A 19,305-nucleotide genomic window follows, 5' to 3' on the forward strand; every position below is an offset into this window, starting at 1 on the left:
GCGCGATATCGCGGCCGCCAATCCGGCCACAATTGACCCCGAATCATGGGATTATCGAGCGATGGATGAGACCATGACCGAAACCGTGCAGACCGCGCCTTTTGCGCCATTCGAGTGGATGCTGTCGGGGCGCTATTTGCGGGCGCGCCGCAAGGAGGGATTCATCTCGGTCATCGCCGGGTTCTCCTTTCTCGGCATCATGTTGGGCGTGGCGACGCTAATCATCGTCATGGCTGTCATGAACGGCTTCCGCAAGGAGCTACTCGACAAGATCCTAGGGCTCAACGGACATATCCTGGTCCAGCCGCTGGAATCGCCGCTGACCGACTGGAAGGACGTCGCCGACCGCCTCAGCCAGGTCGAGGGCATCCGGCTCGCTGCTCCCGTGGTGGATGGCCAGGCGCTGGCGTCATCGCCATGGAACGCTTCGGGCGTCCTGGTGCGCGGCATCCGCTCCGACGACCTCAACAACCTCACCTCGATCGCCAAGAACATCAAGCAGGGCTCGCTCGAAGGCTTTGACGAGGGGCAGGGCGTCGCGATCGGCCGCCGCCTCGCCGACCAGCTGTCGCTGCATGCCGGCGACAGCGTGACGCTGGTGGCGCCAAAGGGCGCGGTGACGCCGATGGGGACGACGCCGCGCATCAAGCCGTACAAGATCGTCGCCGTGTTCGAGATCGGCATGTCCGAATACGATCTCGGCTTTGTGTTCATGCCGCTGGCGGAGGCACAGGCCTATTTCAACCGCAGCAACGACGTCACCTCGATCGAGGTGTTCACCACCAATCCCGACAAGATCGACGCCTTCCGCAAGGCAGTGACGGAGGCCGCGGGCCGCCCGGTGTTCCTGGTCGACTGGCGGCAGCGCAACTCGACCTTCTTCAACGCGCTCCAGGTCGAGCGCAATGTGATGTTCCTGATCCTGACCATGATCGTGCTGGTCGCCGCCCTGAACATCGTCTCCGGCCTGATCATGCTGGTGAAGGACAAGGGCAGCGACATCGCGATCCTGCGCACCATGGGCGCCTCGCAGGGCTCGATCATGCGCATCTTCCTGATCACGGGCGCCTCGATCGGCGTGGTCGGCACGCTGGTCGGCTTCTTCGTCGGCCTCGTGATCTGCCTCAACATCGAGTCCATAAGGCAATTCCTGTCCTGGCTCACCAGCACCGAGCTGTTCTCGCCGGAACTCTATTTCCTGTCGAAGCTGCCCGCCGAGATCGACATCGGCGAGACCACGGCGGTCGTCGTCATGGCGCTGACGCTGTCGTTCCTGGCGACGCTGTACCCGTCGTGGCGCGCCGCGCGCCTCGATCCCGTCGAAGCGCTCCGGTACGAGTGAGGGGCTGATGGAGCAGCAGCAGGGGGCGGAAGATGTACCGGTCATTTATCTCCACGAGATAAAGCGGCAGTACTTGCAGGGCGAGGTGCCGCTGACGATCCTCGACGGCGCCAAGCTGGCGTTGTGGCGCGGGCAGTCGGTCGCGCTGGTGGCGCCGTCGGGCTCGGGCAAGTCGACGCTGCTGCACATCGCGGGGCTGCTCGAGGCGCCCGATTCCGGTGAGGTCTATGTCTCGGGCGCGCCGACCTCGCAGCTGCCTGATATCGAGCGCACCCAGCTGCGCCGCACCGATATCGGCTTCGTCTACCAGTCGCACCGGCTGCTGCCGGAGTTCTCGGCGCTGGAGAACGTCATGCTGCCGCAGATGATCCGCGGCCTGAAGAAGTCCGAGAGCGTCAAACGCGCCAAGGATATCCTGGGTTATCTCGGCCTCGGCGACCGCATCACCCATCGCCCGGCCGAGCTGTCCGGCGGCGAGCAGCAGCGCGTCGCGATCGCGCGCGCGGTTGCCAACGCGCCGCGCGTGCTGTTTGCGGACGAGCCGACCGGCAATCTCGATCCGCATACCGCGGACCACGTCTTCCAGGCACTGATGCAGCTGGTCAAGGCGACCCAGGTGTCGATGCTGATCGCCACCCACAACATGGAGCTCGCCAGCCGCATGGACCGGCGAGTCTCGCTGTCGAACGGCCAAGTCGTCGAGCTCGACTAGCTGAAGCGTGCTTGGTTGGACCGGGCTCCGGGCTCGCTTCACCTCTCCCCGGCGGGGAGAGGTCGATTTGCGCCAGCAAATCGGGTGAGGGGGCGCTGCCCAACGCGAGACCGTAAACCCTCACCCGGCGCTACGCGCCGACCTCTCCCAAGGGAGAGGTGAGTTTCCGATGCCGTGCCGGCGGGCCGTCAAACTAAAACTGCGAAAACAACCCCATGCACAGTAGCCGGCTGCTGCCGGCCACGATCGGGGCATGCATTCCAGCTATTTGATATATCCAGCAAATCGGCTGCGACGGCGCATCGCAGCGGCGCGCTCGCCGTTACGGCCGGATCACCGTCAATTTGAACGGCCCGCCATTGGCCGCGGCATGTGCCACGGCCTCGTTGGCGTGGTCGAGATCGAACGCCGTCACCTCGTACTCGTCGAGCCTGAGCAGCCCGGCACGCACCAACGCGATCAGGCGGCTGGCGGCGTCCGGCGGGTACATCCAGACGCCGTGGATGGTGATGCAGTTGCGCATGATCCAGGGGTAGGGCAGCTCAAGCCCCGCGCCGCCCGCCATGCCGACGCCGCCCATCAGCACGACACGGCCGTAAGCGCGCACCGTCATGATCGCCGCGCGCACCACGCTGGTGCTCACCGAAGGCGGCATGATGTCGAACACGCAGTCGATCGGGCCCGGTGCAGCGCGCTTCATGCTCTCGCGGTCGTCGTCCTCAACGCCGGTGAGCTTGACCGGCTTCACCCGCGCGCCGAAGCGGCGGACGAGGTCGGCCAGGATTGTCTCGTTGCGGCCGGGAGCGATCACGCAGGCCGCGCCCATTGCCAGCGCGACCGAGACGGCGGCGCTGCCGAAATTGCCGGTGGCCCCGCTCACCAGGACGGTCTCGCCTGGTCGCAGGTTCGCAGCGAGGAAGCCGCCATAGGGCACCAGCAGCGTGCCAAGGGCGCACCATTGCGTCGCTTCCTCCGGCGTGATCGCGCCGAGGCGTGTGACGTTCTCGGTCGGCAGGCGCATCTGCTCGGCAAACGAGCCGTGGCGAAAATGCTTTTGCAGGCGCATGCCGCCGGGACCGGCGGCGGTGAGCCCTTGCAAGGCGATGTCGGGTGCAACGGCATCGTCGCGCGAACGCACCGTCGGGTCGCAGAACACCCAGTCGCCGATGGCTAGTTTGGTTGCGTCCGGGCCGATCGCGCGCACTCGCCCGATGCCGCCGGGTCCGGGGATGATCGGCAGGTCGAGCGCATAATTGCGCGTCCCGTCGAAGACCTCGTTCATGTAGGACAGCACGCGCGTGGCGACGACGTCGACGATGACCTCGCCGGTGCCGAGCACCGGTTCGGAGGCATTCTCGATCACCAGCGGCGAACCGAAGGATTTGAGCACGGCAGCTTTCATGATGTTCACCTCAAAGTCGGTGAAGCGCATATGCGCCGCCTTGGAGGGGACATGAAGGCCTGGTATTATCCTAGTATTCTAGAGACCCTCCATCGCGGGAGCGACAGCAATGGCCGACCCACGCCGCGTCGAATTCGGCGATTTCCTCAGGTCCCGCCGCGAAAAGCTGTCGCCGAAATCCGTGGGCCTCCCGGCGGGCCGCCGGCGGCGCACCGCGGGGCTGCGGCGTGAGGAGGTCGCGCAACTCGCCGGTATCGGTGTCGACTGGTACATCCGCCTCGAGCAGGGCCGCACCGTCAGCCCCTCGGTCACCACCGTCGACGCGCTCGCCCGCGCGCTGCGGCTCAGCAAGACCGAGCACGCCCATTTGAAGGCGCTGGCACGCGACGGCGCGAGGGCTGCCTTCGTGCCCGAGATCGTGCCGCCGCCCATCCGGCGGATGATCGAGAGCTTGACGCAGCCGGCCTACATCACCGGCCGACGCTGGGACGTGCTGGCCTGGAACGCGGCGGCCGAGGAGGTTTTTGGCTTCGGACAGCTGCCGGAGCAGGATCGCAATACGTTGCTCCTCGTATTGACGAACAAGCAGACGCGAAAATTCTACGGCGCAGGCTGGACCGATGTCGCCAAGAGCATGGTCGCGATGTTCCGCGCCACTCACGACGTCTGGGCCGGCGATCCCGCCTTCACCGAGTTGCTCACGCGACTGCGCCAGGGCAGTCCGGAATTCGTCAAATGGTGGGAGGCGCACGAGATCCGCAGCACGGCCTCGGGCCTGAAGACCATGAACCATCCGACCAAGGGCGTGCTCCGGTTCGAGCACACGAGCTTCCAGGCCAACGACGATCCCGCGCTCAAGCTCGTGATCTATACGCCGGTGTAGGGCAGAGACATCAACGCCAGCGCGTCTGCTTTCGAGTGGCCGGAGACGTTGCTGGTCAATTTGGACTGAACCGCTATAACCCTGATGACATCTCGAAGGGCGCAGAGAAGCGGATCAAGGACTTGACCGTAACCACTCCGAGAAGGCCCGGATGGTTCGCGCGCGCGGATGGCCCGGCTTGCTGACCACATGGAAGCCGTAGCCAGGCAAGCTCAACTTGAACGCCTTCACGAGCGTACCAGCTGCGAGGTCGTGTGCCACGAGCACATCACTGAAAACCCCGACTCCTTGCCCGGCGATCACCGCCTCGATGGCGTGCAGTTCCTCCCGGAAACTCAGGTGCTGCATGTCCTTGAACTGGGGCACCTCGCGCCACCTGCGCTGAGCCGCGGCGAGCCATCTCTGCCATGTCGGCGGCTCACGATCGGCCGGCGACCAATAGGAGTGAATCAGAACGTGGTTTGCGAGGTCGACCGGTCTCTTCAGGTGCTCCGTTGCAAGCAAACGCGGACTGCACACCGGCCAGAACGTATCGCTGAAGAGATCATCGACGATTCCGTCTGTCGGCCGTGCTCGGCTAGTCGCATAGCGAATGGCGACATCGCCATCTCCGGCCTGCAAATCGAGCACTGAGTCAGTGCCGATGACTTCCAGTGGCACATCGGGATGCAGCTTCCGCCACAGGGGCAGGCGGGGCACGAGCCAGCGGCTCGCAAAAGCATTGGTCGTCGTTACCCGGAGAGGCTGTTGGTCGCCTTCCTGCCTGACGGCCGCAATGGCCGCGGCGAACACCTCAAGGCCGCCACGAATGGCGGGGAAGAGCCGCGCTCCGGCATCGGTCAGCGAGAGAGGCCGTGGTCTGCGCCGGAACAGAGCGCGACCACAATAATGCTCGAGCAACCCGATCTGGTGGCTGATCGCCGTTGGCGTGACGCCGAGTTCCGCCGCCGCCTTCTTGAAGCTCAGATGGCGGGCGGCAGCTTCAAAAGCGCGCAGCTCGATCAGGGGCGGCAGCTTGTACATGCCGCCAGTCTAGGTGAAATCAGTTCATCGTCACCTGAAATCTTCGGATTTGCTCCAAGACAGCCCACGATCGAGGATATGGCGGGTCAAGCTGAGGAGACATATCATGTCGTCCATCGCATCTGTCGCCAGCGCTGCCGCCGACCTCAACGCCTCGTTCGGAGGACAACTGCTCAAGCCGGGGGACGAGGGCTACGAGGAGGCGCGAAAGATCCACAACGGGCTGGTCGACAAACGGCCGGCATTGATTGCCAGGTGTCGCAGTGTGTCCGATGTCGTGGATGCCGTCGTTCTTGCGACCAAGCTCGGCCTCGAGGTCGCGGTTCGCGGCGGCGGCCATAATGTGGCAGGTCGCGCGACCATCGACGGCGGTATCATGATCGACCTCTCGCCCATGAAGGGCGTCCGGGTCGACCCTGTCGGCAAGACGGTGTGGGCGCAGGGCGGGGTCACGTGGGGCGAGCTTAATCGCGAAACACAACTTCATGGGCTTGCGGTCACCGGCGGCGTGATCTCGACCACCGGGATCGCCGGGCTGACGCTCGGCGGAGGACTGGGTTGGCTGATGGGCAAGTACGGCCTCGCACTGGACAATTTGCGGGCCGTCGAACTCGTCGCCGCCGACGGCAAGGTTTTGCGGGCCAGCAAGCAAGAGGAGCCTGATCTGTTCTGGGCGATCCGCGGCGGCGGCGGAAACTTCGGGATCGCCACCAGTCTCGAATATGATCTCCATATGGTCGGGCCAATCATCACGGGCGGTCCGATCGTCCACCCCATCGAGCGCTCACGCGACGTGCTCGAATTCTTCCGGGCCAGCACGCGATCGCTCGCGGACGAGCACATGTTGTTCGCATCCCTGACCCATGCGCCCGATGGGTCCGGCACGGAGGTCGCAGTCCTGGTCACCAGCCACTGCGGTCCGGTGGCGGAGGCCGAACGAGCGATGCGACCGCTGAAACAGTTCGGGGCTCCGATCCTCGATGCAGTGGGACCGATGCCCTATTGCGACCTCAACCGCATGCTCGACGCCAACTATCCGAAAGGCGCCTTCAACTATTGGAAATCGAACTTCCTGAGGGAACTGAGTGATGGTGCGATTGCGACCATGATCGAATGTTTCGCGCGCTGCCCGACTCCCATGGGGCAGCTGCTTCTTGAACACATCCACGGTGCGGCGGCCCGTATCGATGCCGGGGACACGGCATTTCCGCATCGGCAGGAGGGCTACAATTTCTTGATTCTCGCGCAGTGGATGCAGCCCAGCGATACGAGCCGCTGCATCTCCTGGGCACGCGAAACCCATGAAAGGATGCGACCCTTCTTTGCCTCCGGCCGCTATGTCAATTATCTCGATGATGACGAGACAGGCGATCCCGTCGCGGCTGCCTATGGACCGAACTACCGGCGCCTGCAGCGGATCAAGGCGAAATACGACCCGATGAACTTCTTCCGCATGAACCAGAACATCCGGCCGCTCGCCTGATTGCCGGCCGAGGATTTCGTCGCTCTCATTCTGTTCAGGATGTCGGTCGAAGGCGCTACGTTCCGGCCCGGTTCGACGGTTGGCCGGGCGTGCTGATCCCCGGGGAGGATTCGAGAATGGCTGTCGTGTGCCGACCGGCTCGCATGGACGACTTGGCGAGAGCCGACGAGATCGTGGTCGCCAGCATCAATGAACTCACTGAGAGGCGGGGCTTTGGCAAGATGGCATCCTCCCGCCCGCAGAATTTTCAGGCCTTCTCGCTCACGGACGATCCCGAAGGTTTATGGGTCGCCGATGACGACGGAGAACTCGTCGGCTTCGCGTGGAGTTGGGTTTGTGGCGAGCTTTGGTTTCTGGCGCAGCTGTTCGTGGCCCCAGATCGCCAGAGCGACGGCATTGGCAATCAACTCATCAGCAAGATGTTTGCTCACGCAGAGAAGCGCGGAGCATCCGTCAAAGCGCTGATCACCTTCACGTTCAACAACGTGTCTCAAGGCCTCTACATTCGCCACGGACTGTTCCCGCGCTGTCCGATCTACATGGTCAGCGTGCCTCGTGACCGACTGGCGTCGCGGTTGGCTGAGCCGCGGCTTCGTCTTGAATCTCTCACGGCCAAGACGGCCGGGTTGGATGAGCTGGCGCCCATTGATATCAGTGCACTCGGTGTTTCCAGGGAGAAGCATCATCGATATCTCCTGGGCGACAGCCAGACGAGCGGGTTCACCATCCACGCCGGCAGTGAGTGCGTCGGGTATGTCTATATTTCGGATGGACACATTGGCCCGCTTGCAGTCTGCCGGCCAGATCTCATGGGCTCGGCGTTTGCTGCTGCGTTATCGTTCGCGGCGCAGAGCGATGTTCCGACCATTTCGGCCTTCGTGCCGGGCGCGAGCGAGTCAGCGCTCAAGGCGGCGACCGACCACGGGATGCGCCTGACGTTCCCGATGTTGCTGATGTCGAATCGACAGTTCGGAGATTGGGGCAGCTACCTCCCGCGCAATCCGGGTTTCATGTAGTTCAATCCAGATGCGTTGAACGTGGCGTCGTAGGTAGCGGCCTCACCCGGATGGATACAGGGCTCATCGATCCTGCGCAGCTTGGTGCCGACTGTTGCGATCACGCCGTGATCGCCACCCGAAGCGGAGCTTTGATCGTCACGCTGGCCGGTGAAGGTTACCGAACTCATAGTCGGATCACGTAATACGGTCGATGATCTGAAGGAGCCGATCACAGGACGCCTCGATCCTCTTTAGTGGAGATGTCGCGACGCCCAGCAACAGTCCCGGGCGCGCCGAAGCCCTCGACGCATACCAGAGCGATAGCGGCGTAGGCGCCAGTCCAAGCGGTGCTGCTTCCTTGGCGATGGCAAGATCGGCTGCTCCCTTCGGCAACCGCAGGACAGCCGCCAATCCGGCAATCGCAACATTTGCAGTGCGCGGGCGAAGGTATTTCAGCAATGCATCGCCTTGCGCTGCGTAGACCCGCTTGGTGCGCCGAAGATGCCGGAGATAATGGCCGTCGCGCATGAAATCGGCGGTCGCGAGCTGCACCGCTGGCCCGGGCGCCGGCGCGAGGCACGCCGCAGTTTCGGCAAACCGCGACGCCAGTGCGGCCGGTGCAACCACAAAGCCGAGCCGCAAGGCAGGGGTTATGGTCTTGCTGAAGGAGCCGATGTGAATGACGCGGCCGACGCGATCGAGGGAGGCGAGCGCCGGCGTGGCTCGGCCCTTGAGCTGAAGCTCGCTCAGATAATCATCCTCGATCACCCACGCCTTGTTTTGGGTCGCCCAGTCGAGCAGGCGTGAGCGTCTTGCCAGCGACAGCGTGAATCCGAGCGGCGCCTGCTGCCCTGGTGTCACGACAACCAGTGCCGCATCAGGCGCATGTTTCAGGCCGAAGTCGACATCGATGCCGTCAGCGTCAACCGGGATCGGCGCGATCGACAATCTCGCAAGCTCGAGGCCGCGCCGCGTAAAGGGAAAGCCGGGATTCTCCACCCAGACTTTCTTCTGCTCGAGACCAAGGACACGGAGCGCCAGACCAAGCCCGCCGCTAAAGCCGCTGGTGATGATGATCTGGGACGGCGCGCATTCGATCCCGCGCGCCAGCGCAAGGTAGGCCGCGATCTCGCGCCGCAACTCCAACTCGCCGCGCGGGTCACGGTAAATCGCCGGCGCGCTCACCTCAACGCGAACCGCCTGCGCGCGCATCCTCGCCAGCAGCGTCGCAGGAAGGGTCTCCTGCGCAGGCACGCCCATCTGGAAGATCGCCGGCCCTGCGGTGAGTTCCTGGTACATCTCCATGAATGAGCCGGGGGCGGGGGCTTTGTCCCGCCGAACGGGGAAGGACGGCCGGTCCACGACATGCGTGCCTGTAGCGCGGGCTGCAACGATCAGTTGGGCGGATGAGAGCTTTTCATACGCCGAACGCACGGTGCCGCGCGCAACGCCGAGCTGGGCCGCCAAATCCTGCCATGAAGGCAGGCGAGCGCCCGGGGCGAGCACACCGCTCTCGATGGCAGCTCTGATTCCCCGGTGGATCTGCTCCGCCAGTGGCGTCTTTGCGGATCGATCAAGCTCCAGCCGCAGCCGTTTGGTCATGCATCTTGGTACACGAGTTTAGTGCCTTTTTGGTACTTTTTTGTAGACCAGGACAGGGGCACCTAAGGGGGCGAAGAGAGCGTTTCATCCCCTGATCATCAAGGAGATAGCAGATGCGTGAACGTCTCAACTACAACCACATCGCGCCGGCAGGCGCGAAGGCACTGGGCGGTGTCTACGGCTACGTCATGCAGAGCGGACTGCCTGCGACACTGGTCACCCTGGTTTATCTCCGCGTGTCGCAGATCAACAACTGCGCCTATTGCTTGGACATGCATACCCGCGACCTGCTGAAGAGCGGCGTGAAGATTGAAAAGCTCGCGCTGGTCCAGGCGTGGGCCGAGGCGGGCAATCTCTTCGACGAACGCGAGCGCGCGGCGCTCGCCTGGGCCGAGACTGTCACCCGCGTCGCCGAGACCAACGTTCCGGATGAAGCCTATCAAGCCGCCCGCGCGGTCTTCAGCGAGCGCGAGCTGGTCGATCTCACGATCGCGATCAGCCTGATGAATGCGTACAATCGCATGTCGATCAGCTTCCGAAAGACGCCACAGGCTGCGCTCGAGAATGCAGCCTGACCCGAAGGGCATCAGCCGAAACAGAAACCAGGAGCCTGAAAATGACGAGCGTGATTTCTGGCGTCAAGATTCCCGACAGCCGATTGGCGCGCGAAGCCACCGAGCTGGTACGCAGTTACGAAGACGAGATGTTGTTCAACCATTCGGTTCGCGTCTATGTGTTCGGCGCGATCAAAGGGCTGCGTCAGAAGCTGAAGTTCGATTCCGAGCTGCTCTATGTCGCAGCGCTGTTTCACGATCTCGGCCTCATCGATCACTACCACACCGAGACCAAGCGATTTGAGGTCGACGGCGCAGACGCCGCGCGCGACTTTCTGCAAGCGCGCGGCATTGCCGAACCGCAGGCCGATCTGGTGTGGGAAGCGATCGCGCTGCACACCACCCCCGGCATTCCGCAATATATGAGGCCGGAGATCGCTCTCACCAACGCAGGGGTTCTGGTGGACGTCGTCGGTGTTGGATATGACGAGTACACACCGGAGCAGCGCGACCAGGTAATCACTGCGTTCCCCCGCGGTGACTTCAAGAACGAGTTCCTGAAGGTGCAGACCTGCTCAGCCCTGAAGAAGCCGCAGACGACGTTCGGGACGGTCAATTTCGACTACATCGAAGATCACGACCCCAGCTTCCGCAAACCAAACGCATGTACGCGCATCCGCAACACGCCCTGGCAGAGCTAAGGAGACGCCAGGCCGCCGGATCGTTGGGATCATTCGGCGGCACGGCTCGATCGGCGAGGGGGCGTCGGTTTCCTTGATGGGAAATATGGGTTCACGACGCAGCTCGCCGAACGCCCAACGGCGAGATATCTGCACTGCTCAAGCGAGCCATAGCGGCAGTCGAAATAGCCGACGGGACCGTAGATCTGCATGCAGACCGGATAGCGCGGATCATAAGTCTGCGCGTGCGCAGGCGCGCTCGCAAGGAGCATGCCGGCTGCGATGAGCGTAGGCCACGCGCGGCGCATCTCAGCGCGACAGGAAATAGCCTGATGAAGAGCCTGGCGTCTGCGCGCGCGGACGATTTTGATAGGCGTAGGGATCATCGCTCTGGCCTGCGAAGAACGGATTGGCGATGCAGGTCAGCGCGCGACCCGATGCGCTCGCCTGACACTGCGCGTAGCTATCGAACCTGCAATTGCTCAGCCCCGGCCATTCGTCGCCGGTGAGACAGAATGGATGATTCTTGCCGAAGGCGAGCGCCGGCGTGCTTGCGTTGAGCGCGAGCGCAAATGTGGCGAGTGCGAGCGAAAATGTGGCGACAATGGGGAAAGCAATTCGGGCTCGCATCTGGATTCTCCAATCACGCGAATGTGCGCGCGACGTTGTTACGCGCGCATGCAGTTTATGTCGTGTAGTCGACATTGGAACTGCTGAAAACACTTGTTTCAAAGGGTTTCCAGCGCGCTCTGCTAAATCTTCATTAATGAAGCGCGGCCCTTTGGCCCTAACTGTTGCGTCGAAGTTACAGCAATTCCGTCGATCGCTGATATGACGACCCACGGCCCGGGGGCCTACTGAAGAAACTGGAACGGGAATCAAATGAAGAAGAATTTGTTGCTTGCCGCTGTCAGCCTGATCGCGCTCAGCGCGGCTGCGCCGGCGGTGGCTGCTGACCTCGCGGCGCGGCCCTACACCAAGGCTCCGCCGGCGGCGATCGCTGCGGTCTACGACTGGAGCGGCTTCTACATCGGCATCAACGGCGGCGGCGGTTCGGCTCGCACCACCTGGGATTTCGTTGGCGTCGGCCGCGAAGGCTCGCACGATGCGACCGGCGGCACGGTCGGTGGTCAGATCGGCTATCGCTGGCAGTCCGGCCAGTTCGTGTTCGGCGTGGAAGGCCAGGGCAACTGGGCCGACTTCTCCGGCGACAATGTCAGCGCGCTGTTCGCCACCCGCAACCGCACCAAGATCGATGCGTTCGGCCTGATCACCGGCCAGGTCGGTTATGCCTGGAACAACGTGCTGCTCTACGTCAAGGGCGGTGCGGCTGTGGTCAGCGACAAGTACGAGATCTCCGACCTCGGCGGCGGGCTGCTCGCGTCGACCAGCGACACCCGCTGGGGTGGTACTGTTGGTGCCGGCCTCGAGTACGGCTTCGCGCCGAACTGGTCGGTTGGCGTCGAGTACAACCACATCTTCCTGGCCGACAAGGACGTGACGTTCGCCGGCTTCGCTGGCACGGAGCGCATCCGTCAGGACGTCGACATGGGCCTCGTCCGCCTGAACTACAAGTTCGGCGGCATGCCTATCGCGCGCTACTGAGACTGATCGCTCAATTCGAGCGACGTCGAAAGCCCCGGCCTTGCGCCGGGGCTTTTTTTTGTTCGAGTTCAACAAGTTAACCATGCCCCTGCGGAATGGTTCAGACGGCTTGACTCCTGAGAACGAAATGAGAACAATGTTCTTCATACGTTCTAGCAAGGGAGCGAGACATGTTCAGGGTTTTCGTGGAAGAAGCGGCTGCACTGGCGTCGATCACGCTGTTCGTCGGGATGATCGCGATCTGGGCCCAGGTGATTCCGCAGCTCTGAGGAGGCGCGGTTGGGGAAAAGCGGGACGACGCGGCGGATTGGCCGCTCCGGCGTGGACTCTCGCGGCGCCACACCCCACCATCGGGACGCGAGTCGGCCGGGCGAGTGCATAATGCCTTGAGGAGCTGGCGACCGCTCCACTTCATCTGCAAGAGGCCGTTACGCGACCATGCCGAGCGCCGGATTTGTCCACCTTCACGTTCACTCGGCCTATTCGCTGCTCAAGGGCTCGATCAAGATCGCCAAGCTTGCCGAGCTCGCCAAGAAGGACCACCAGCCGGCCTTGGCGCTGACCGACACCGACAACATGTTCGGTGCGCTGGAATTCTCCGACAAGATGGCGGGTTCCGGCATCCAGCCGATCGTCGGCTGCGAGCTCGCGATCGATTTCGGCGACCAGGATCCGAATGCGCGCAACGCGCTGGGGCCGTCGCGCGTGGTGCTGCTGGCGGCGCAGGAGCGTGGCTATCGCAGCCTGATGCGGCTGAACTCGCGGGCGTTCCTGGAGACGCCCGACACCCATGCCTCCCACATCAAGTTCGACTGGCTCGAAGGCGAGACCGAGGGCCTGATCGCGCTTACCGGCGGTCCGGACGGACCGATCTCGCTGGCGCTTGCCACCGGGCAGGCCGAAATTGCGGCGTTGCGCTGCGAGCGTCTCGCCAGCCTGTTTGGCGACCGCCTCTACATCGAATTGCAGCGCCACAACACCGATAAGGAACGGCGCATCGAGAGCGGCCTGATCGACATCGCCTATGCCAAAGGCCTGCCGCTGGTCGCGACCAACGAGCCATATTTCGCCGCGACCGACGATTACGAGGCGCACGACGCGCTGTTGTGCATCGCCGGCGGGCGACTGATCGCCGAGACCGAGCGCGAGCAGCTCACGCCTGATCACCGCTTCAAGACCCGCGCCGAGATGGCGGTGCTGTTCGCCGACATTCCGGAGGCGCTGGCCTCGACGGTGGAGATCGCCGAGCGCTGCTCATTCCGACCGATGACGCGCAAGCCGATCCTGCCGTTCTTCACCGTCGGCGCCGCATCGAGCTCGGATGCGGGCGCGGTCGAGGCCGCCGAATTGAAGCGCCAGGCGGAGGAGGGGCTCGCCAACCGCCTGCGCGTCCACGGCCTGTCGCAGGGCACGACGGAGGAGACATACGCCAAACGGCTTGCCTTCGAGCTCGACGTCATCATGCGTATGAAATACGCGGGCTACTTCCTGATCGTGTCGGACTTCATCAAATGGGCGAAGTCGCAAGGCATTCCGGTCGGGCCTGGCCGCGGCTCCGGCGCAGGCTCGCTGGTCGCCTGGGCGCTCACCATCACCGACCTCGATCCGATCAAGTTCGGCCTGCTGTTCGAGCGCTTCCTCAATCCCGAACGCGTCTCGATGCCGGACTTCGACATCGACTTCTGCCAGGACCGCCGCGGCGAGGTGATCCAGTACGTGCAGCAGCGCTACGGCCGCGACCAGGTCGCGCAGATCATCACCTTCGGTACGCTGCAGGCGCGCGGCGTGCTGCGCGACGTCGGCCGCGTGCTGCAGATGCCCTACGGCCAGGTCGACAAACTCACAAAGCTGGTGCCGCAGAATCCGGCCGCACCGGTGACGCTGGCGGCTGCGATCGAGAGCGAGCCGAAGCTTCAGGCGTTCCGCGACGAAGACCCGGTGGTGGCGCGCGCCTTCGACATCGCCCAGCGCCTCGAAGGCCTGACCCGTCACGCCTCGACCCATGCGGCCGGCATCGTGATCGGCGATCGTCCCCTGAGCGAACTCGTGCCGCTCTACCGCGATCCCAAATCCGACATGCCGGTGACCCAGTTCAACATGAAATGGGTCGAGCCTGCGGGCCTCGTCAAATTCGACTTCCTCGGCCTGAAGACGCTGACCGTGCTCGACGTCGCTTGCAAGCTGCTCAAGCCGCGCAACATCCACGTCGATCTGGCGACGCTGCCGATCGACGATGCCGAGAGCTACCAGATGCTGGCGCGCGGCGACGTCGTCGGCGTGTTCCAGGTTGAAAGCCAGGGCATGCGGCGCGCGCTGATCGACATGCGCCCCGACCGTTTCGAGGACATCATCGCGCTGGTGGCGCTCTATCGCCCGGGTCCGATGGCGAACATTCCGACATATTGCGCGCGTAAGCACGGCGACGAGGAGCCGGAATATCTGCACCCCGTGCTGGAGCCGATCCTGAAAGAGACCTTCGGCGTCATCATCTACCAGGAACAGGTGATGCAGATCGCGCAGGTGATGTCGGGCTATTCGCTCGGCGATGCCGACCTGTTGCGCCGCGCCATGGGCAAGAAGATCCGCGCCGAGATGGACAAGCAGCGCGACATCTTCGTCGCGGGCGCGGTGAAGAACGGCGTGCCGAAGGCGCAGGCCGAGACCATCTTCGAGCTGCTGGCGAAGTTCGCCGATTACGGCTTCAACAAGAGCCACGCGGCGGCCTACGCGCTGGTGTCCTATCACACCGCCTACATGAAGGCGCATTATCCGGTGGAGTTCATCGCGGCGTCGATGACGCTCGATCTCAACAACACCGACAAGCTTTCCGAATTCCGCTCCGAGGCGCAGCGCCTCGGCATCAAGGTCGAGCCGCCGAACATCAATCGCTCGGGCGCGACCTTCGAGGTCGGCGAGAAGACGATCTACTACGCGCTCGCCGCGCTGAAGGGCGTCGGCATCCAGGCGATCGACCAGATCATCGAGGAGCGCACCAAGAACGGTCTCTTCACCTCGCTCGCCGACTTCGCCGCGCGGGTCAATCCGCGCGCGATCAACAAGCGCATCATCGAGAGCCTCGCCGCCGCCGGCGCCTTCGACACGCTGGAGCCGAACCGGGCGCGCGTCTTCGCCGGCGCGGACTCGATTCTGGCCGCCTGCCAGCGCGCGCACGAGGCCGCCACCATCGGCCAGAACGACATGTTCGGCGGTTCGGCGGATGCGCCCAGCATCATGTTGCCGCAGGTCGAGCCGTGGCTGCCGGCCGAGCGGCTGCGCCGCGAATATGACGCGATCGGCTTCTTCCTGTCGGGACATCCGCTGGACGATTACGCCACGGTGCTGAAGCGCCTGCGCGTGCAGAGCTGGGCCGAGTTCTCGCGCGCGGTGAAGACCGGCGCCACCGCCGGCAAGGTCGCGGCCACCGTGGTCTCGCGCATGGAGCGGCGCACCAAGACCGGCAACAAGATGGGCATCATGGGCCTGTCCGATCCGACCGGCCATTTCGAGGCGGTGCTGTTCTCCGAAGGCCTCGCGCAATATCGCGACGTGCTGGAGCCGGGCGCCGCCGTGCTGCTCCAGCTCGGCGCCGAGCTCCAGGGGGAGGACGTCCGCGCCCGCGTGCTGCATGCCGAGCCGCTGGATGACGCCGCCGCCAAGACGCAAAAGGGCTTGCGCATCTTCCTGCGCGACACCAAGCCGCTGGAATCGATCGCCAAGCGTCTCGCCGGACCCGAGATGGCGCCCGCGAACGGTGCCGCGCCAAAGATCGGCAGTCCCGGCATCGCGCCGCGCTCCAACGGCGACGGCGAGGTCTCGCTGGTGATGATGCTCGACCTCGAGACCGAGGTGGAGATGAAGCTGCCCGGCCGCTTCAAGGTCTCGCCGCAGATCGCCGGCGCGATCAAGGCGGTCGCAGGCGTGGTCGACGTGCAGCAGCTCTAAGACCCGGTCTGCGCCATCCACACAGTGGTCGTGGGATGTGGTTGCAACCTGTCGCTGATTCCAGCTAGCATGCCCCCGGGGAATGGGCTGGGGTGTACGATGCTGCGACGGGGCGCGTTGTTGTTGGCCGTTGGTGCGATGCTGGTGGGCTGTGTCAGCGATCAGGTCGGAACCGACTTTGCCTCTGTGTCGAAAAAGGTCGGGCCTCCGCGCGCCGGGCACTCGCGCGTCGTCCTGCTCCAGGACAAGAGGAATGGCCTCAGCATGGCGATCTGCGCCTGTGAGGTGAAGCTCGACGGTGCGCCGCTCGGCAAAGTGGTGGCTGGGAAATATGCCTATGCCGATCGGCCGGCGGGTCGCCACGAATTGCTGGTGACGGAGCTGATGTTTCCGGGCGACACCAAGCGCGAGATCGTGATGGAAGCCGGCCGGACGCACTTCTACCTCATCAAGAGCAGCCCCAGGCACGATGCCGCGACCGGCGGCGCGATCGTCGGCGGCTTGGCCGGGCTTGCCGTCGTTTCCGTGGCGACGGCAGGAGACGCCAATCCCGGGCCGGCCGAACTCGTTGCGCTGGATGAGGCGACCGCGCGGACGAAGCTCGCCGAGCTGCAAGCTGTGGAGTGAGGTGCGCTGCACGACGATCCGATCGCACAGGGTAGCGACTTGAAGGAGCCTTGCGCCGTTTCGAAGCTGACTTGAGGCTGACTTGAGGGTGATCTGGAGCTGACGGCAGCAGCGGCGTGGCCATGCCACCGCCTCAATCCGAGCTTTTCGTTCAACCGCCGTTCAGCCGGCTGCGCGCTTCATGCGTGGTGGCACCTCAACAACAATAGCGGGCAAGCAAGCCATGCGTGGGACGCTCAAAGTCTTCATTTGCCTTCTCCTGCCGATCGTGGCCCTTGCCGCCGGCGCGCCGGGACCCGTGCGCGCCCAGCAGCAGGAAAAGCGCATCGCGCTCGTGGTCGGCAATGGCGCCTATGCCAAATCGCCGCTGGCGACCACTGCGAACGATGCCGGCCTGATTGCGCAAACGCTGCAAGCGGCGGGCTTCGACGTCGTCGGCGCGCGCGATCTCGACGGCGATACGCTGCGCAAGAGTTTTCGCGATTTCATCCAGAAGGCGCAGGCCTCCGGCCCTGGCACCGTCGCGATGATCTATCTTGCCGGCTATGGCGTGCAGCTTGCCGGCGAGAACTATTTTATCCCGGTCGATTCCAACATCACCCGCGACACCGACATTCCGACCGAAGCCTTGCGCGTCAGCGACTATGTCCGCCAGCTCGCCGCCATTCCGCTCAAGGCCAACATCGTCGTGCTCGATGCGGCCCGCGCGCAGCCTTTCATCGAAGGCGGCCAGCCGATCGCGAGTGGCCTCGCGCTGGTCGAGCCCGAGGCGAACATGCTGATCGCCTTCAATGCGGCGCCCGGCACGGTGGCGCCGGAAGAGCCGGGCCCCTACGGCATCTATGCGCAGTCGCTGGCCGAGATGATCCGCACCGGCGGCCTGCCGCTGCCCGAGGTGTTCGATCGCGTCCGCCTGCGCGTCAACGAGGCCAGCAAGGGCGCGCAGGTGCCCTGGAACGAGCAGAAGATCACCGCCCCATTTTCGTTCTTCGAGCGTGGGCCGGACGCGCCGCCGCCGGAGGCCGCGCCCGACCAGGTCGCTGCGATCCGCAACAAGCCGATCCGCGATCTCGGCGTGCAGGATGCCTATGCCGCCGCGCTCGAGCGCGACACGCTGCCGGCCTATGAGGAATTTCTAGTGGCCTATCCGAACGATCCGCTCGCAAAGCGCGTGATGGCGATCGTCGCGGCGCGCCGCGAAGCCATCACCTGGCGGCGGACCTACCGGACCGACACGCCCGAAGCGTACTGGTCGTATCTGCGCCGCTATCCGCGCGGCCCGCATGCGGCGGATGCGCGCCGGCGCCTTGCGATCCTCACCGCGCCGGCCGAGCCGCCGCCGAGCTTTGCGATGATCGACTACGACGTGCCGCCACCGCCGCCGGAGGAGGTGGTCTATGTCGATCGCCCGGTGCTGTATTTCAGCGATCCTGATTTTGGCTTCGCGCCGCCACCGCCGCCGCCGGTCTACTATCTGCCGCCGCCGCCGCCGGATTTCGTCGTGCTGCCGCCGCCGCTGCCCGTGGTCGGCCTGTTTGTGCTGCCCCAGCCGGTGTTCGTGCCGATCCCGGCGTTCGTCCAGCCGCCGGTCTATGTCGCGCCGCCGCCGAACAACATCATCTACCAGAACATCCACAACACCACGGTCATCAATACCGTGATCAACCGTCCGCCAGCCACGCCGACGGGCGCGGCGCCTGCGCCGGGCAATCTGGCGCCAGCCGTTGCCGGACGCGCCAACCCGGCAGGTCCGGCGGTGCCACAGGCCGTCGTCCAGCGCGCTGCCCTGATCCAGCAGGGCAAGGCGCCGATGCCACCGAGTGCGAGCATCCAGCCGACGGCTAGACCTACGGCTAGACCTGGAGCGCCTGCCGCGGCGCCGGCGAATGTCGCTCCGACTGTTGCGCCAACCGCTGCGCCACCGACCAGGCTGCCGCAGGCCAACACGCTGCCGGTCCCCGGCGCTCACGGCGGCCCACCGGCGCCGCCCGCGGGGGCAGGGCCTCTGCCGGGCGGAAGGCCCGTGCCGCCGACGGCGACTGCACCCGGTGCGCCGTCGCCGACCCATCCGGGGGCGCCGACGACTGCTGCGCCCGGCACAACACCGCCGGCTCATTCCGGTGCGCCAACGGCTGTCGCGCCAGGGACGGCTGCGCCCCCCGCGACCAGTCCGGCCGCTCGGCCCGGCCAAGTGCCGAAGCCACCGGTGGCACAGAGCCCAGCTGGGGCCGGGCCTGCGGATCACGCCAAATCCGCGACCCGCGAGCCGGCCAGCTTGCCGCCGCCAGCGGCGGGTGGGCACGGCACGCCTCCGACCACCGCCGGCAGACCGGTCACGCCGCCACCCTCGGCCGCGCGCGAGCCGATCAAGCCGCCGAATCATCCGTCGGCTGCGCCGGCGCAGGCTGCCCGGCCGTCCGCACCGCCACCGCGGCCGCAAGCCGTGGCACGA

16 protein-coding genes are annotated in these 19,305 nt (G+C 64.8%); 11 read left to right on the forward strand and 5 right to left on the reverse strand.

Translation table 11 applies throughout. From position 1 onward, the window contains the following. The first annotated feature begins 61 nt into the window (after nucleotides 1–61). The gene (locus AAE027_RS14985; RefSeq protein WP_091885894.1) at nucleotides 62–1,342 is read left to right on the forward strand and encodes a lipoprotein-releasing ABC transporter permease subunit; all 1,281 of its coding nucleotides are present in this window, start codon (nucleotides 62–64) and stop codon (nucleotides 1,340–1,342) included. Nucleotides 1,343–1,349: 7 nt separating this feature from the next. Continuing rightward, a complete protein-coding gene (locus AAE027_RS14990; RefSeq protein WP_128933470.1) occupies nucleotides 1,350–2,054 on the forward strand; it encodes an ABC transporter ATP-binding protein in 705 nt (234 codons plus the stop codon). 322 nt (nucleotides 2,055–2,376) lie between these two features. Here AAE027_RS14990 and AAE027_RS14995 read toward each other — a convergent pair whose 3' ends face one another. Continuing rightward, on the reverse strand, nucleotides 2,377–3,456 hold the full coding sequence (locus tag AAE027_RS14995) for a zinc-binding dehydrogenase (RefSeq protein ID WP_370986062.1): 1,080 nt from the start codon (nucleotides 3,454–3,456) through the stop codon (nucleotides 2,377–2,379). 109 nt (nucleotides 3,457–3,565) lie between these two features. Here AAE027_RS14995 and AAE027_RS15000 point away from each other — a divergent pair, with 109 nt between their 5' ends. Further along, nucleotides 3,566–4,339, forward strand: a complete 774-nt coding sequence (locus AAE027_RS15000) for a helix-turn-helix transcriptional regulator (protein ID WP_370986025.1) — start codon at nucleotides 3,566–3,568, stop codon at nucleotides 4,337–4,339. A gap of 114 nt (nucleotides 4,340–4,453) precedes the next feature. Here AAE027_RS15000 and AAE027_RS15005 read toward each other — a convergent pair whose 3' ends face one another. Continuing rightward, nucleotides 4,454–5,362, reverse strand: coding sequence for a LysR substrate-binding domain-containing protein (locus AAE027_RS15005; RefSeq protein ID WP_370986026.1), 909 nt, complete (start codon nucleotides 5,360–5,362; stop codon nucleotides 4,454–4,456). A gap of 106 nt (nucleotides 5,363–5,468) precedes the next feature. Between AAE027_RS15005 and AAE027_RS15010 the strand changes: the two genes are divergently transcribed. Together AAE027_RS15010 and AAE027_RS15015 are read left to right on the forward strand one after the other, a co-directional pair. Continuing rightward, nucleotides 5,469–6,845 carry an FAD-binding oxidoreductase gene (locus AAE027_RS15010; RefSeq protein WP_370986027.1) on the forward strand — a complete coding sequence of 459 codons (1,377 nt, stop codon included), beginning with the start codon at nucleotides 5,469–5,471 and terminating at the stop codon, nucleotides 6,843–6,845. 116 nt (nucleotides 6,846–6,961) lie between these two features. After that, nucleotides 6,962–7,861 carry a GNAT family N-acetyltransferase gene (locus tag AAE027_RS15015; RefSeq protein WP_479714221.1) on the forward strand — a complete coding sequence of 300 codons (900 nt, stop codon included), beginning with the start codon at nucleotides 6,962–6,964 and terminating at the stop codon, nucleotides 7,859–7,861. A 177-nt stretch (nucleotides 7,862–8,038) separates the two neighbouring features. Here the strand turns inward: AAE027_RS15015 and pdxR are convergent, their stop codons facing one another. Next, nucleotides 8,039–9,445: a MocR-like pyridoxine biosynthesis transcription factor PdxR gene (pdxR, locus tag AAE027_RS15020; RefSeq protein WP_370986029.1), complete on the reverse strand. Its 1,407-nt coding sequence runs from the start codon at nucleotides 9,443–9,445 to the stop codon at nucleotides 8,039–8,041. A 113-nt stretch (nucleotides 9,446–9,558) separates the two neighbouring features. Between pdxR and AAE027_RS15025 the strand changes: the two genes are divergently transcribed. Continuing rightward, complete coding sequence (locus AAE027_RS15025; RefSeq protein WP_370986030.1) at nucleotides 9,559–10,020, forward strand: carboxymuconolactone decarboxylase family protein; 462 nt, start codon at nucleotides 9,559–9,561, stop codon at nucleotides 10,018–10,020. Between the two features lie 41 nt (nucleotides 10,021–10,061). After that, nucleotides 10,062–10,700: an HD domain-containing protein gene (locus tag AAE027_RS15030; RefSeq protein ID WP_370986031.1), complete on the forward strand. Its 639-nt coding sequence runs from the start codon at nucleotides 10,062–10,064 to the stop codon at nucleotides 10,698–10,700. Nucleotides 10,701–10,729: 29 nt separating this feature from the next. Here the strand turns inward: AAE027_RS15030 and AAE027_RS15035 are convergent, their stop codons facing one another. Further along, nucleotides 10,730–10,987, reverse strand: a complete 258-nt coding sequence (locus AAE027_RS15035) for a DUF3551 domain-containing protein (RefSeq protein WP_370986032.1) — start codon at nucleotides 10,985–10,987, stop codon at nucleotides 10,730–10,732. 1 nt (nucleotide 10,988) lies between these two features. Then, nucleotides 10,989–11,309, reverse strand: a complete 321-nt coding sequence (locus AAE027_RS15040) for a DUF3551 domain-containing protein (RefSeq protein ID WP_370986033.1) — start codon at nucleotides 11,307–11,309, stop codon at nucleotides 10,989–10,991. 252 nt (nucleotides 11,310–11,561) lie between these two features. Between AAE027_RS15040 and AAE027_RS15045 the strand changes: the two genes are divergently transcribed. The 4 genes from AAE027_RS15045 to AAE027_RS15060 all read left to right on the forward strand — a co-directional run. Continuing rightward, nucleotides 11,562–12,284, forward strand: a complete 723-nt coding sequence (locus AAE027_RS15045) for an outer membrane protein (protein WP_091885854.1) — start codon at nucleotides 11,562–11,564, stop codon at nucleotides 12,282–12,284. Between the two features lie 438 nt (nucleotides 12,285–12,722). After that, complete coding sequence (dnaE, locus tag AAE027_RS15050) at nucleotides 12,723–16,226, forward strand: DNA polymerase III subunit alpha (protein ID WP_370986034.1); 3,504 nt, start codon at nucleotides 12,723–12,725, stop codon at nucleotides 16,224–16,226. Nucleotides 16,227–16,325: 99 nt separating this feature from the next. Then, a complete protein-coding gene (locus AAE027_RS15055) occupies nucleotides 16,326–16,853 on the forward strand; it encodes a DUF2846 domain-containing protein (protein ID WP_176945512.1) in 528 nt (175 codons plus the stop codon). Nucleotides 16,854–17,076: 223 nt separating this feature from the next. Beyond that, a partial coding sequence (locus AAE027_RS15060; RefSeq protein ID WP_479714222.1) for a caspase family protein occupies nucleotides 17,077–19,305 on the forward strand: 2,229 nt, incomplete at its 3' end.

Source organism: Bradyrhizobium sp. DN3 (assembly GCF_041357655.1).
Lineage (GTDB): Bacteria > Pseudomonadota > Alphaproteobacteria > Rhizobiales > Xanthobacteraceae > Bradyrhizobium.

Coding starts and splice junctions, on each gene's coding strand:
- AAE027_RS15055 (WP_176945512.1), top strand. CDS start 16,326: ATGCTGCGACGGGGCGCGTTGTTGTTGGCCGTTGGTGCGATGCTGGTG.
- AAE027_RS15025 (WP_370986030.1), top strand. CDS start 9,559: ATGCGTGAACGTCTCAACTACAACCACATCGCGCCGGCAGGCGCGAAG.
- AAE027_RS15030 (WP_370986031.1), top strand. CDS start 10,062: ATGACGAGCGTGATTTCTGGCGTCAAGATTCCCGACAGCCGATTGGCG.
- dnaE (WP_370986034.1), top strand. CDS start 12,723: ATGCCGAGCGCCGGATTTGTCCACCTTCACGTTCACTCGGCCTATTCG.
- AAE027_RS14995 (WP_370986062.1), bottom strand. CDS start 3,456: ATGAAAGCTGCCGTGCTCAAATCCTTCGGTTCGCCGCTGGTGATCGAG.
- AAE027_RS15000 (WP_370986025.1), top strand. CDS start 3,566: ATGGCCGACCCACGCCGCGTCGAATTCGGCGATTTCCTCAGGTCCCGC.
- AAE027_RS14985 (WP_091885894.1), top strand. CDS start 62: ATGGATGAGACCATGACCGAAACCGTGCAGACCGCGCCTTTTGCGCCA.
- AAE027_RS15010 (WP_370986027.1), top strand. CDS start 5,469: ATGTCGTCCATCGCATCTGTCGCCAGCGCTGCCGCCGACCTCAACGCC.
- AAE027_RS14990 (WP_128933470.1), top strand. CDS start 1,350: ATGGAGCAGCAGCAGGGGGCGGAAGATGTACCGGTCATTTATCTCCAC.
- AAE027_RS15045 (WP_091885854.1), top strand. CDS start 11,562: ATGAAGAAGAATTTGTTGCTTGCCGCTGTCAGCCTGATCGCGCTCAGC.
- AAE027_RS15015 (WP_479714221.1), top strand. CDS start 6,962: ATGGCTGTCGTGTGCCGACCGGCTCGCATGGACGACTTGGCGAGAGCC.
- pdxR (WP_370986029.1), bottom strand. CDS start 9,445: ATGACCAAACGGCTGCGGCTGGAGCTTGATCGATCCGCAAAGACGCCA.
- AAE027_RS15005 (WP_370986026.1), bottom strand. CDS start 5,362: ATGTACAAGCTGCCGCCCCTGATCGAGCTGCGCGCTTTTGAAGCTGCC.
- AAE027_RS15035 (WP_370986032.1), bottom strand. CDS start 10,987: ATGCGCCGCGCGTGGCCTACGCTCATCGCAGCCGGCATGCTCCTTGCG.
- AAE027_RS15040 (WP_370986033.1), bottom strand. CDS start 11,309: ATGCGAGCCCGAATTGCTTTCCCCATTGTCGCCACATTTTCGCTCGCA.